The sequence below is a fragment of the Aeoliella fuhlenseeensis genome, assembly GCF_052161615.1.
GTDB lineage: Bacteria > Planctomycetota > Planctomycetia > Pirellulales > Lacipirellulaceae > Aeoliella.
In genome coordinates this window covers 4,494,029-4,508,090 of record NZ_CP197417.1, presented here as the reverse complement: position 1 = coordinate 4,508,090, position 14,062 = coordinate 4,494,029, and the positions used below count along the sequence as shown (strand labels likewise).

At 59.9% G+C, this 14,062-nt stretch carries 7 protein-coding genes; 5 read left to right on the top strand and 2 right to left on the bottom strand.

Annotated elements, in window-relative coordinates; genetic code table 11:
* The first annotated feature begins 243 nt into the window (after positions 1-243).
* A complete protein-coding gene (locus SH292x_RS17565) occupies positions 244-3,390 on the top strand; it encodes a glycoside hydrolase family 2 TIM barrel-domain containing protein (protein WP_442482319.1) in 3,147 nt (1,048 codons plus the stop codon).
* Positions 3,391-3,393: 3 nt separating this feature from the next.
* On the opposite strand, the gene SH292x_RS17560 is transcribed toward SH292x_RS17565, so the two are convergent.
* Positions 3,394-4,065: a hypothetical protein gene (locus SH292x_RS17560; protein ID WP_442482318.1), complete on the bottom strand. Its 672-nt coding sequence runs from the start codon at positions 4,063-4,065 to the stop codon at positions 3,394-3,396.
* A 41-nt stretch (positions 4,066-4,106) separates the two neighbouring features.
* Complete coding sequence (locus tag SH292x_RS17555; RefSeq protein ID WP_442482317.1) at positions 4,107-5,663, bottom strand: OprO/OprP family phosphate-selective porin; 1,557 nt, start codon at positions 5,661-5,663, stop codon at positions 4,107-4,109.
* 517 nt (positions 5,664-6,180) lie between these two features.
* On the opposite strand from SH292x_RS17555, the gene SH292x_RS17550 reads away from it, so the two are divergent.
* From SH292x_RS17550 to SH292x_RS17535, 4 genes are all read left to right on the top strand, one after another.
* On the top strand, positions 6,181-7,125 hold the full coding sequence (locus SH292x_RS17550) for a LysR family transcriptional regulator (RefSeq protein ID WP_442482316.1): 945 nt from the start codon (positions 6,181-6,183) through the stop codon (positions 7,123-7,125).
* 110 nt (positions 7,126-7,235) lie between these two features.
* Positions 7,236-11,915 (top strand): glutamate synthase-related protein, encoded by a 4,680-nt coding sequence (locus tag SH292x_RS17545; RefSeq protein WP_442482315.1) that lies wholly within the window; start codon positions 7,236-7,238, stop codon positions 11,913-11,915.
* A 76-nt stretch (positions 11,916-11,991) separates the two neighbouring features.
* Positions 11,992-12,375: a GxxExxY protein gene (locus SH292x_RS17540; RefSeq protein ID WP_442482314.1), complete on the top strand. Its 384-nt coding sequence runs from the start codon at positions 11,992-11,994 to the stop codon at positions 12,373-12,375.
* A gap of 66 nt (positions 12,376-12,441) precedes the next feature.
* Positions 12,442-14,013: a glutamate synthase subunit beta gene (locus tag SH292x_RS17535; RefSeq protein WP_442482313.1), complete on the top strand. Its 1,572-nt coding sequence runs from the start codon at positions 12,442-12,444 to the stop codon at positions 14,011-14,013.
* The last annotated feature ends 49 nt before the right edge of the window (positions 14,014-14,062 follow it).

The following is a 14,062-nucleotide window of genomic DNA, read 5'->3' as shown; positions in this document are numbered from 1 at the left end:
CATGGAGAGGTATCGACGCCCCAACTCGTTAATCGCCGCACGCGGCGCGGAGCTTGACCCGACCTACTTCGCCACCAATTTGCTAGAATGCGCTGCAGGCCCCGACCTTCGGGGGACCGAGCTGCCCTAAAAATCTTGGAAATTCCCTGCCCCGTGGCGGCCTATTTCTGTGTAAAATTTATCTTTTCACGCTTGTTGTTATATGAACTCCCCCAGCGGAGTGGCTCTGAGGATTTAGCTCCCATGATTCGTGCATTCGAGCGTTCGATTCTTATGGTGTTCGTTGCCATGTTTAGTAGCGCCGTCGCCAGCGGCCAGGTCGATTGGGAGAACGAACGTGTCTTCCGCATTGGCAAGGAGCGTCCACGTGCGACGGGTTACCCCGCGCCGTCGGTCGAGGATGCCGTGAAACGCGACCCCGCGGCCAATCCGTGGGTGCAGTCGCTCAATGGCAAGTGGAAGTTCCATTGGTCGCCCGATCCCGCGAGCAGGCCGCTGCGATTCTTTGAACCCGACTTCGACGCTTCGGAGTGGGACGAAATCCCTGTGCCGAGCAATTGGCAAATGCAGGGCTACGGCATTCCGGTCTACACCAACATGGTCTACCCGTTTAAGGTCGACCCACCTCGCGTGATGGGCGAACCGCCTAAGGATTACACCAGCTACAAAGATCGCAACCCCATCGGCAGCTACATCACCACGTTCAAGGTGCCCGCCGATTGGAAGGACAAGCAGATTTTCATCCAGTTCGAAGGGGTCGACTCGGCGTTCTACGTTTGGATCAATGGCGAGAAGATCGGCTACAGCGAGGACAGTCGCACGCCCGCCATCTTCGATCTCACCAAGTACCTGCTCGCCGGCGAGAACACCTTAGCGGTCGAAGTCTATTGCTACAGCGACGGCAGCTATCTGGAAGACCAGGACATGTTCCGCATGAGCGGCATTTTCCGCGATGTGAACTTGTACGCCACCGGCAAGACGCACCAGCGCGACGTGACGCTCCACCCGCGACTCGATAGCAAATACGAAGATGGTTCGCTCTACGCCGAAGTCGAGCTGATCAACTACGCGAACGACATCTGGCACGTTGACTTGCACGTCGAACTTCAAGACGACGCCGGCAACATGCTGGGAAAGACCGTCAAGCGGAACGTGGCCGTCGGGAGCGATCCGGTTCTCGTCCGAACCGACGAAATCCTCATCGAAAATCCCAAGAAGTGGACGGCCGAGACGCCGAATCTCTACCGCGTCGTCACCAAGCTCGTTGGCCGGCAGGGCGAGACCATCGAGGCCAACGCCTATCGAGTTGGTTTCCGCACCGTCGAGATCAAGGACGGCCAGTTGATGGTCAATGGCAAGCCGATCCTCGTGAAGGGCGTGAATCGCCATGAGCACGATCCGGAGACCGGCCACTACGTCAGCCGCGAGTCGATGCTCAAGGACGTGCAGTTGATGAAGCAGTTCAACATCAACACCGTGCGGACGTGCCACTACCCGGACCATCCCTACTGGTACGAACTGTGCGACGAGCTTGGACTCTACGTCATTGACGAGGCGAACATCGAATCGCACGGCATGGGTTACGACGGGGCATCGCTCGCCAAGCAGCCGAGTTGGGGCCCCGCGCACATGGACCGCACCATGAATCTGTACGGCCGTGATAAGAACCACCCATCGATCATCATCTGGTCGCTCGGCAACGAGGCGGGCAACGGCTCGAACTTCGAGGCGACTTACGCGTGGCTGAAGAGAACCGATCCTTCGCGTCCGGTGCAGTACGAGCAAGCCTACAACGGCCGCGACACCAACACCGACATCTTCTGCCCGATGTACGCCGAGATGCCGACGATGAAAGAGTATGCCAGCAAGCCGCAGACGAAGCCACTGATTCAATGCGAGTACGCACACGCGATGGGCAACAGCGTTGGCAACTTGCAGGACTACTGGGACCTCATTGAATCCTCGCCGTCGCTGCAGGGTGGCTGCATCTGGGACTGGGTCGATCAAAGCCTGTGGAAGAAAGCTCCCGAGGGCATGGAAGGCGTAGACCGAGTGATGGTCTACGGCGGCGACTTCGGCGACCGGCCGACCGACTACAACTTCAGTTGCAACGGCCTTATCAGCAGCCTCCGCACGCCCCATCCCCACGCGTGGGAAGTGAAGAAGGTCTACCAGAACATCAAGGTCGAGCCGGTAGACATGGCCAGTGGCACCGTGAAGTTGACGAACAAGCACACGTTCGCGAATCTTGATCGTTTCGCAGCGAAGTGGATTTTGCGTGTCGATGGCAAGGAAGTCGCGACCGGCGATTTGGGCCGACTCGATCTCCCCGCCGGCGAGAGCAAAGAGATCAAGCTCGATTTACCGAAGGTCGACGCGGGCGAAGCCATGGTCACCGTCAGTTTTCACCTGCCCGAAGACACCGACTGGGCGGAAGCCGGGCACACCGTGGCGTGGGATCAACTCGCGGTGGGTAGCGCTAGCGAGCCCAGCTCGGAGACGCCCGCGGGTACCGTAAATGCCACGGAATCGGACGACGCGGTGGTAGTGACTGGTAAAAACTTCGAGCTGACGATCAGCAAAGAGAGTGGCGGGCTCACCTCGTACAAGATCGATGGCCGCGAGCAACTCACTTCGCCACTCGTTCCGAACTTCTTCAAGGTACCGAACGACAACCAGCGCGCGGTCGACATTTACAAGAAGGACTTCCGCGGCTGGATGAACGCCGCTCAGCGGGCGAAGCTCGAGAGTGTCGAAGTCGATGACGAATCGGCCACCGTGAAGGTCATAAGCAAGTGGACGCTTCGTTCGGCGAGCGACACGCCTCTCACCGTGGTCTACGAAGTTGTCGGCGATGGATCGGTTGCCGTGGACATGAGCATGGAACCCAAGCAGCAAGACGAGTACCCGCTGCTCCCGCGCTTCGGCATGATGCTCGCCGTGCCCAAGGAGGTCGATCAAGTCGCTTGGTACGGCCGCGGTCCGCATGAGACGTACTGGGATCGCAAAACGGGTGGCGAGATCGCGCTTTACGAGTCGACCGCCGAGGCGATGCCGTACAACTACGCCCGCACGCAGGATACCGGCAATCGTGCTGACACGCGTTGGTTCAGCATTGAAGACAAGTCGGGAACCGGCCTCAAGTTCGAATCCGGTGACGAGCCGGTGAGCTTCAGCGTCCTGCCGTACACGCTGGACGACTTGATGAAAGCCCCCCACGCGTACGAGCTGCCCCGCCGTGACTTCAACATGGTATTCGTCGACTCAAAGGTCCACGGCGTCGGCGGCGATAACTCATGGGGCGCACGAACGCACCGCGAGTACACGCTGCCAGGCAACGAGCCGCATCAACTGCGATTCGTGATCAAGCCAGTGCGGGCCGAGAAGTAGCCGTCACTTCCAAAACTCGTAGAACTTCTTGGCGGCCCGCGGCACCGGCAACTCGGCTGGCGCGGGCTGAAGGGGAGTTTCTATGGCTTCGATACTGGCGCCGGTTGCGCAGTTGTTGCAATCGCACGCGCATCCGCAGCTACGCCGAGGTCCGTAGCGATAGCAGTTCTGCTTGATATCCCACTCGGCAACGCAGCGGCGTGTCTCGTAGTCCTCGCTCTCGAGCGTGCGAATGCAGCGGACATCGCCGCATCGGGGCTGCTCACAGTAGACGCAGTCGGTCGGAAGATTCTCGAGGCACTCGGGATCATTGCACCCGCCCGTGCTGATGGTGTTTTTCATAAAGTTGAAGGTCGTGATGCCCGAACCCCCCGGAGCCCAGGGGCAAACAACCCGCGGAACGCAGATTTCCTCGCAGCCCACGTTCCACCGCGACTTCTCTTCAGTGATTTCTTCGATCTTGGCTTGGCAAACTTTGCCGCACGGTTCGTGGAGGCGAATGTTACACAGCGGCCCCCCGTCGCGGCCGCAAGCCTTGGGAGCGTTCTTGTCGCCACAACCGGTCTCTTCTTGCTCGGTTGGGTCACTGGCGCGAAGCTCGTCGCAAAGGACAATCGGGACCAGTAGCGTGATGAGGGTTACGATGATGGGAAGCAAGATTTTATGGGCGGGCATGGAGAGGCTCCATTATCAATTTTTTGGGGGGTAGCAATGGCTTAGTAATCCATCCGGAATCGAACCCCGACGATTTGATAGTCGCCGTAGTCGATACCATTCACCGCGTTGACTTCGTTGTCGTAGATATTGCCGTAGATGTAGTTGAACTGCATGCCGGCGTAGGCGTTCCAGTACCAGTTGACGCCAAGCGTGACGCTATCGCCGATGCCGCCCTGGATGTTGTCGTCGGATAAGTCGAGCGTCGAATAGCGGGCCGCAACCTGCCAGGCACCCCAGCCACCCTGAACCCCGTCCCGCGCCGTATCCACTAGGAAGAAGTTCTCGAAAGGTTCGACGCGATCGAGTTGCCCCATCTCGCGATCCCAGGTCATGTGCTCGCCGGTGAAGAAGTACGAGACGTAGCAGTAGCCACCGTGAAAATGCAGTTGCCCCGCGTCTTCCCGGTCGAGCCACAGCGACTGGTACTCGCCACAGAACTGGAAGGCTCCAAAGTTCACAACGTTTTCGAGGCCGACGAGCGAATAGTACTTGGCATCGTCGATCACTCCTGTGTCGAGCCAGCGAGATTGGGTTCTGGCTTCGGGGCGGGTGCGAAACCGAGCCTCGTTCGCCCCCGAGTCGGCGAAGTTGTCGTCCTCTTCGTTGCCATTTGGCTCAGCCCACGTTCCGGAGACAGCCCAATGAGCGTAGCCTCGCCCGTCGGAAAGTTCGTCCCACCACATGGTGTTGGCGAGTCGTCCCGCAACCTGGCCTTGCCAGTGATTGCTCGCATAGAACCCTTCGTCCTGGATCAACCGCTGGTTGAAGATGCCGTATCGCCAGTTCCATGCTAGATCTTCCGAGAACCCATACGACTGAATGCCAAGTCGCCGCGAGTCTTGGTTGAAGGCCTCGATGACAAAGGGCCGTTCGATGAAAATGTTGTAGCGACTGCTATTAATATGATCCAAACCGTAGGGTCGTTTCTGGTTGCCAATCAGAACCGTTTGCAAGTAAGGCAAATCGGTGAAGCCCATGTAAACGTCGCGGAACTCGACGTCGTTGCCGCCGGCAAACTCCATCTCGAGCTTGTAAACCATGTTCTCCCACAAGCGGCCATCGACACCCATGCGGACGCGGCGGAAGCCGATGCGGTCCTGGGGCGGAATGTCGTTGTTGCCCGATTCGAAACCGTCCACACCGGGCGAACTGGCCGGGAAGGTCCAAATGTCGGCATGGATGCGCCCCGAGAGTCGCAGCGTTTCATCCCCGTGGCCCATGCTGACCAGGCCATCGATGCTTGACACCACGTCTTCCTGCTCGCCTTGAAGTTCTTCGTACTTCTTCTCAAGCTCTGCGAGACGCTTTTCCAGCGATCCACCCGCGTCGTCTTCGCCACTGTCTGCTTCGGTGTCCGGAGTGGTCAGCGGCAGTACTTCGCGAGCCAACGACTCCGAAGGGTACGACTCCAACCACGGGATGCCATCGAACATATCGGGTGAGATGTCGTAGGTGGCGTGCCGGTACTCAAATGGCTGCTCGCCTTGTGCCAGCGGTGGGTACAGTAAGCCGCAGGTGAGCGACAGCAGGCAGGCTAGTTTTGCCTGAAAGGTCATACGAGATCCGGGCATCAAAGGTGGTAAAAGGCGCGGCTGGCGTGAGCGGCTGAATGGTTTAGGAGCGTAGCGCGCATGCTCCGTGCGCAACGGTCGTGCCTAAAGAATCGGTCGTTCCCGTGACGCCGGTGCTGCCGATACGGCCGGTTGTAGCGAGAGAATTAGCTCTAATTCCCGCAAAAGCGTTACAGCCGTCACAGCTTGCCAGTGCCGCGCTAGCAGTGATCGGCTCCTCGCCAGGTGACGCCATTAAATGCGGTTGCCCGCTTGTTTTGATGTCGAGTAAGTCGATCGAGTAGGCGCAGATTGACATCGATAGCACTCCTCACTACTATTCGCTTTTGGAATTCTAGCAATCGTCATTATTAATTGTGTAGATTGTCCGATGGTTGCTCCCTCCAAATGCGGCTTTTCTGGAGGCGGAATTCCTACAAATGCACCGGTCGTACGTGGCGGTCCACGGCCGTTTTGGGCCTGGTGCTGAACCTTCCTAGATGACTAAAGCTCTCAACATTCGATGCAACTCCGTTCGCTCAAGGTCTTTTGCGATGTCGTGAAGATGCGCAGCTTTTCCAAAGCTGCGGATGCTAACGGTGTGTCGCAATCGAACGCGAGCTTGATGGTGCAGCATATCGAGGAAAACCTGGGCACCCAGTTGCTCGATCGCTCGCGACGGCCTTTTGTGCTGACCAGCGAGGGAGAGCGATACTTCGAGGGATGCCTCGACCTGCTCCAGCGGTACGCCGCTTTGGAACGCGAAGTCCGCTCGTTGCACGAAGCGGAAGAGTCGCGGGTGAACGTGGCGTCTATATACTCCGTGGGCCTCGCCCACATGAGCCAGCACCTGCGGGGTTTCTCGGCCCAGCACCCGCAGTGCGACATCCGCTTGGAATACCTCCACCCCGACCGGGTGATCGAGGTGGTCGAATCCGACCAGGCCGACTTTGGCATCACCAGCTACCCCCAGGAAACCCGGCTGCTGACGGCGGTGCCGTGGCGGTCGGAGCGGATGGTGATCGTCGCTCCGCCGACCCACCCCTTGGCGTCGCGCGACCGCGTGCCTTTGGAAGCGGTGCGGGGGCAATCGTTCGTGGCGTTTCAGGAAGGACTTCGGATTCGCGACGAGCTCGACCACGAGTTCTCCCTGCGGGGGATCGAAGTGGTCATCGAGTTTGAATTCGACAACATCGAGACCATCAAGCGAGCCGTGGAAGTTGGCTCGAGCCTCAGTATCCTTCCCGAGCCGACCGTGGCGCGGGAAGTGGCCATGGGTTCGCTCGTGGCTATCCCCCTAAGTGGGCTGCAACTATCGCGGCCGCTTGGGTTTGTGTATCGTCGCGACCGGGAGATGAACGGCACCACCAGGCGTTTTCTCGAATACCTCCAGTTGCATGCCGACGACGAGCTCGCCTCGCCAACGCCGGCCTTGTCCAGTTTGAAAACAGAAGCAGTCATTGCGTAAGAGGTCGCTTCCAGCAAGCGGCCTCGGACGCGGAGACGACTCACGGTGAGTCGCCCCGCTCCCGCTGACCGCCGCCGGTGGCACCCGCGATCCGAAAAAGGACCGAAGTCATGGACACCCGACATCAACTCACACATCTGCCCGAAGCCTACGGCCTGTACGATCCCGCGAACGAGCACGACGCGTGCGGCGTGGGTTTCGTTGCGCACATCAAAGGCCAACGCAGCCACCAGATTCTCGTCGACGCCGAAACGGTGCTTCGCAACATGGACCACCGTGGTGCTTGTGGTTGCGAACCGAACACGGGGGACGGTGCTGGCATTCTGACGGCGCTGCCACACGACTTCCTCGCCGCGGTGGTGAAGAAGGACCTCGGCGTCGAACTGCCGGGAGCCGGCAAGTTCGCCGCGGGTAACGTATTTCTGCCCCGCGACGCCAAAGAGCGCGAGCACTGCAAGAAGCTCGTTAACGAGTTGATCGTAGCGCAAGGCCAGCGGCTGGTGGGTTGGCGCGCCGTGCCCGTGGATACCGAAGGTGCCGACCTGGGCCCGACGGCTCGCGCGGGCGAACCTCGCGTTGAGCAGCTGGTGATCGCGGCGGGCGAAGGGTTCAGCGGCGACGAGTTCGAGCGACAGCTGTACCTGATTCGCAAGCAGGCGAGCAACACCCTGCGTAGCGATCGCTCGCTGAACGAGCGGCGGATGTTCTACATCTGCTCGCTGTCGACCAAGGTGATCATCTACAAGGGCATGCTCACCACCGAGCAGCTGTTCAAGTACTACCCGGACCTCAAGGACGAGACTTTCACCAGCCACTTGGCGATGGTCCACTCGCGGTTCGCGACCAACACGTTCCCCTCGTGGGACCGCGCCCAGCCGCTGCGGTTCATGAGTCACAACGGCGAGATCAACACTGTCCGCGGCAACGCCAACTGGATGCGTGCCCGCGAAGGCGTGGTTGAGAGCAAACTGTTCGGCGACGAACTGTCCAAGCTGTTCCCAATCGTCGAGCCTGACTGCAGCGACTCGGGTACGTTCGACAATACGCTCGAGTTTCTGCTGATGAACGGCCGCACTCTGCAAGAGGCCGTCATGATGATGATCCCCGAGGCGTGGCAGAATCACGCCACGATGCCCGAGGATAAGCGTGCGTTCTACGAGTTCCACTCGGCTTTAATGGAGCCGTGGGACGGTCCCGCTTCGGTGGTGTTCACCGATGGCAAGTACATCGGCGCGACGCTCGACCGCAATGGTTTGCGTCCGAGCCGGTACTACGTCACGCACGACGATCGCGTGATCATGGCGAGCGAAGCCGGCGTGCTGCCGACCATCACGCCTGACAACATCAAGATGAAGGGCCGTTTGCAGCCAGGGCGTATGTTCCTGGTCGACTTCGAGCAAGGCCGTCTGATTCCCGACGACGAACTGAAGCACGAAATTGCGAGCCGCCGTCCGTACGCCGAGTGGCTTCGCAACCAGCGGATCGATCTGAACGAACTGAAGCCGCAGCAGGAGCCGCACGGGTTCTATCCCGACACGCTGCTAGAGCGGATGCAGGCGTTTGGCTACACGCTCGAGACCATGCACTTCATGCTGCTGCCGCTGGTGAAGGTCGAGAAGGACCCGATCGGCTCGATGGGCAACGACTCGTGCCTGGCGTGCTTGTCGGACAAGCCGCGAATGATCTACGACTACTTCAAGCAGCTGTTCGCCCAGGTCACTAACCCCGCGATCGATTCGATTCGTGAGGAAGTGATCATGACGCTGGAGTGCTACATCGGCCCCGAGCAAAACCTGCTGGAGTCGACCGAACGCCACGCCCACCGTTTGCGGCTCGCTCACCCGTTCCTCTCGAACGAGCAACTCGCGTCGCTGTTGCACCTCGACGACAACCCCGACGCCGTTGGCAATTGGAAGACCCGCTCGATCGACATCACCTGGGCTCGCTCGGCGGGTACCGAAGGGATGGTGCAGGCGCTTGATCGCATTTGTGCCGAGGCCGAGCTGGCAATTGACGATGGTTACTCGCTGGTCGTCTTGTCCGATCGCGCGGTAAGCGCCGAACGCGTACCGCTCAGCTCGCTGCTGGCAGTGGGTGCGGTGCATCATCACCTGACGAAGGTGGCGAAGCGGACCCGCGTGGGTCTGATCGTCGAAACGGGCGAAGCCCGCGAGGTGCATCATCACTGCCTGCTGATTGGCTACGGCGCCGACGCGATCAATCCGTACCTGGCGTTCGAATCGCTGTGGGCGGCTCGCCGCGAGGGACTGCTTGACACTGGCGACTGGCAACCGAGCGAGGGAGAGTCGGGCGAGAACTTAGTGCATCCGGCCATTGGTCTGGACGACGAGGTGTTCGATCCCGTCACTGCCGAAGACCACGACATTGCCGCGCGCTATCGCAAGGGCATCACCAAGGGCATGCTCAAGGTGATGGCCAAGATGGGCATCTCGACGCTGCAAAGCTACAAGGGCGCGCAGATCTTCGAGGCGCTCGGTCTGCGTGACGAGGTGATCAATCGCTCGTTCGTCGGTACCGCGAGTCGCATTCAGGGCGTCGGCTTTGAAGTGCTGGCCGAAGAAGCCCTGCGTCGTCACGCCCTGGGTTATCCTCAGCCAGGTACGCCCAAGCTGCCCGTGCTCACCAATCCTGGCGAGTACCACTGGCGGGCTGAAGGCGAACGCCATATGTGGGACCCGCAGTCGATCGCCGACATTCAAATCGCCGCCCGCGCTGGCGACCCCAACGCTTACGAGCGCTTCGCCAAGCACGTCGACACCGACGCCCGCACGCGGTGTCAGTTGCGTGGTTTGTTGAAGTTCAAAGAAGGCGCGAATGGTGGACCGATTCCGATCGAAGAGGTCGAGTCCGCCAAGGACATCGTCAAGCGATTCTGCACCGGTGCGATGTCGTTCGGATCGATCTCGGCCGAGGCGCACGAGTCGCTCGCCATCGCCATGAATCGACTGGGCGGAAAGAGCAACACGGGCGAAGGGGGCGAAGACCCGTCGCGCTGGATTCCCGAGGCCAACGGCGATTCGCGCCGCAGTGCGATCAAGCAGGTGGCGTCAGGCCGATTTGGCGTGACGATCAACTACCTGACCAACGCCGATGAGTTGCAGATCAAGATCTCGCAAGGCGCGAAGCCGGGCGAAGGTGGTGAGCTGCCGGGCCGCAAGGTGGACGACTACATTGCTCGCCTGCGCTATTCGACGCCGGGCGTGGGTCTGATTTCGCCTCCGCCGCACCACGATATTTATTCGATCGAGGATCTCAAGCAATTGATCCACGACCTGAAGAACGCCAACCGCGAGGCTCGTGTGAGCGTCAAGTTGGTTTCGGAAGTGGGTGTCGGTACGGTGGCCGCGGGTGTGGCGAAGGGCTACGCCGACCATGTCCTCATTGCCGGCGACGGTGGTGGTACGGGCGCTTCGCCTCTCACCAGCATCAAGCACGCCGGCTTGCCATGGGAACTTGGTATCGCCGAGACGCACCAGACACTGGTGATGAACGACCTGCGTAGTCGCGTGACCTTGCAAACCGACGGTGGCTTGAAGACCGGCCGCGACGTAGTGATCGCCGCGATGCTAGGTGCCGAGGAGTTCGGCTTCGCCACCGCGCCACTCATCACGCTGGGCTGCATCATGATGCGTAAGTGTCATCTCAACACGTGCCCCGTGGGCGTGGCGACGCAGGACCCCGAGCTTCGTAAGAAGTTCATGGGTAAGCCCGAGCATGTCGTGAATTACCTGTTCATGGTGGCCGAAGATACGAGAAAGTGGATGGCCCAACTCGGCTTCCGCAGCATTCTCGAGATGGTGGGCCGCGTCGACTGCCTGGACGGCAACGATGCGATTAAGCACTGGAAGGCCGATGGACTCGACCTGACCAACATGCTGAAGCCCGCGAAGGGCCCACGCCCCGACGTCGGCATGTACTGCACCATCCCTCAGGACCACGGACTGGAGCAGTCTCTCGACCTGCGGAAGCTGGTGCCACTGGCCAAGCCGGCTTTGGAAGATGGCAAGCAGGTGCGTGCCGAGCTCGACATCATCAACACCGACCGCACGGTCGGCACGATCCTGTCGAACGAGATCGCCAAGAAGTGGGGCCTCGACCTGCTGCCGGACGACACCATTCGCTTCAAGTTCAATGGCTCGGCTGGTCAGAGTTTCGGAGCGTTCCTGGCGAAGGGCGTGACGCTCGAACTCGAAGGCGACGGCAATGACTATATCGGCAAGGGACTGTCGGGCGGACGGGTGATTGTGTACCCGCCGAAGAACTCGAAGTTCGTTGCCGAGGAGAACATCATCGTTGGTAACGTCTGCCTGTACGGCGCAACCAGCGGCGAGGCGTTCTTCCGCGGACGTGCAGCCGAGCGATTCGGCGTGCGTAACTCGGGTGCGACGACGGTCATCGAAGGAGTGGGCGACCACGGCTGCGAGTACATGACCGGCGGCCGGGTAGTGATCCTTGGTCCGACGGGCCGCAACTTTGCCGCAGGCATGAGCGGCGGCATCGCCTACGTGTGGGCGCCGGATCGCGATGCGTTCCGTGTGCAGTGCAACCTGGGCATGGTCGAGCTGGAAGACGTGGTGGACGAAGAGGACATCGCCGAACTTCGCGGCCTCATCGAAGCCCACGCCAACCACACCGGCTCGACCGTCGCCATCGACGTGCTCGATCGCTGGGACGACGTGCTCGGCGAGTTCGTGAAAGTCATGCCGACGGATTACAAGCGAGTGCTGGAAGAACGGAAAGATCGGTCGACGGTCGGGGTTTCTGCGTAGGCTAATTTGTTTATCTCTCACGCAGAGACGCAAAGACGCAAAGGTCGGAACGCCAACAGTGTCGGATTCCAATCGAATGCACGAAAATGAAATTGCAAGATTGATTGTCGACGCGGCGTTTCGGATTCACTCGAAACTAGGGCCGGGATTGCTGGAGAGTGTGTATCAAGTGGTGCTTGCCTACGAGTTGCGGAAGCTTGGGCTGAAGGTTGAACGAGAAGTTCCTGTTGTGATTGAGTGGGATAACCTGACTTTCGACAAAGGTTTTGAATTGGACCTGTTGGTGGAAGACAAGGTAATCGTCGAGGTGAAATCCGTCGAGAAAGTGCACCCAGTACATAAGAAACAGTTGCTGACTCACCTGCGCCTCAAGAACCGCAGGCTTGGCTTACTAATAAATTTTAATGAAGTACTCATCAAAGACGGCATAACTAGAGTCGTGAACGGACTGGAAGACTAAACAATCTCCTTCGCGTCTTTGCGCCTTTGCGTGAGAAATCATTTTTGCTGAGAGTTGAGAAACATTATGGGAAAACCAACCGGATTTAAAGAGTTCAAGCGCGAGGCGGTGCCTTATCGGGATCCGCTAGAACGGGCGAAGGACTACCTCGAGATTTTCACGCATGCCCCCGAGCCGCAGTTGCAGACTCAGGGTGCGCGGTGCATGGACTGTGGGGTGCCATTCTGCCAGTCGAACAACGGCTGTCCCATCGACAACCTGATTCCCGAGTGGAACGACCTGGTGTACCAAGGCCGGTGGCAAGACGCGCTCGTGCGGTTGCACAAGACTAACAACTTCCCGGAGTTTACTGGCCGGGCCTGCCCCGCGCCGTGCGAAGGGGCGTGCGTTCTCGGCATCACCGAGCCACCGGTGACCATCAAAAACATTGAGAACGCCATCATCGACCGCGGTTGGGAAAAAGGTTGGGTGGTGCCGCAACCGCCCGAGCAAGAAACCGGCATGCGCGTCGCCATCGTTGGCTCGGGCCCGGCTGGTCTCGCCGCTGCCCAGCAGCTTCGTCGCCGCGGGCATGCGGTAACGGTGTTCGAGCGTGCGGATCGCATTGGTGGTCTGTTGATGTACGGCATTCCCTTCATGAAGCTTGGCAAGGATGTTGTCGAGCGGCGCATCAACCAGTTGCGTGAAGAGGGAGTGGAGTTTCGCACGTGCGTTCATGTTGGTAGTCGCACCGATTTCGAATCGGGACACATGACCGGCATCATGAAGGAACGTGGGCTCGACATCACGGTGATCGATCCTAACGAACTGCGTGAGGAATACGACGCTTTGCTGCTCGCCACCGGTGCGACGAAGTCGTTCGACCCGACGGGGCGTTGCCCCGGGCGCGACCTCGCCGGCATTCACAACGCGATGGACTTCCTCACCCGCAACACGAAGAGCCTGCTCGATTCGCAGCTCAAGGACGGTGCGTACATCTCGGCGAAGGGCAAGAACGTCGTCGTGATTGGTGGTGGTGACACGGGTGCCGACTGCATTGGTACTTCGCTCCGCCACGGCGCAACGAGCATCGTGAACTTCGAACTGCTGGACAAGCCGCCGGCTACTCGCGGACCGAAGAACCCCTGGCCCGAGTGGCCGCGCGTGTTCCGCGTCGATTACTCGCACGCCGAAGTCGAAGCGAAGACCGGCACCGACCCTCGCATCTATCAGGTGCTGACCAAGGAGTTCATCGGCGAGAATGGCCGCATCACCGGCGTGAAGACCGTTCAGGTCGACTGGTCGAAGCCAACGGAGAACGCGCCGTTTGCCGAAGTGGTGGACAGCGAGAAGATTTGGCCCGCCGACTTGGTGCTGCTGGCCACCGGCTTTGTTGGTCCCGAGCTGGAAGTCAGCGAGATGCTGGGCATCGAAACCCAAGAACCTCGCCGCGGCTGGCTGACGATCAAAGCCGAGCACGGCAAGTTCGCCACGAGCGCCGAGGGCGTGTTTGCCGCCGGTGACTGCCGCCGTGGTCAAAGTCTGGTGGTGTGGGCGATCAACGAAGGCCGCGGCGCGGCCCGCGCGATCGACGAATACCTGATGGGCTTCACGACGATGAGCGCCCCGGGCATTAATTTGCCGCAGCAGGTGGTGTGAGATAGGATGGAGGGAGGAAATGTTATCCTCAAATGTCGTTTAGGAGACG

Coding starts and splice junctions, on each gene's coding strand:
- SH292x_RS17545 (WP_442482315.1), top strand. CDS start 7,236: ATGGACACCCGACATCAACTCACACATCTGCCCGAAGCCTACGGCCTG.
- SH292x_RS17565 (WP_442482319.1), top strand. CDS start 244: ATGATTCGTGCATTCGAGCGTTCGATTCTTATGGTGTTCGTTGCCATG.
- SH292x_RS17555 (WP_442482317.1), bottom strand. CDS start 5,663: ATGACCTTTCAGGCAAAACTAGCCTGCCTGCTGTCGCTCACCTGCGGC.
- SH292x_RS17550 (WP_442482316.1), top strand. CDS start 6,181: ATGCAACTCCGTTCGCTCAAGGTCTTTTGCGATGTCGTGAAGATGCGC.
- SH292x_RS17535 (WP_442482313.1), top strand. CDS start 12,442: ATGGGAAAACCAACCGGATTTAAAGAGTTCAAGCGCGAGGCGGTGCCT.
- SH292x_RS17560 (WP_442482318.1), bottom strand. CDS start 4,065: ATGCCCGCCCATAAAATCTTGCTTCCCATCATCGTAACCCTCATCACG.
- SH292x_RS17540 (WP_442482314.1), top strand. CDS start 11,992: ATGCACGAAAATGAAATTGCAAGATTGATTGTCGACGCGGCGTTTCGG.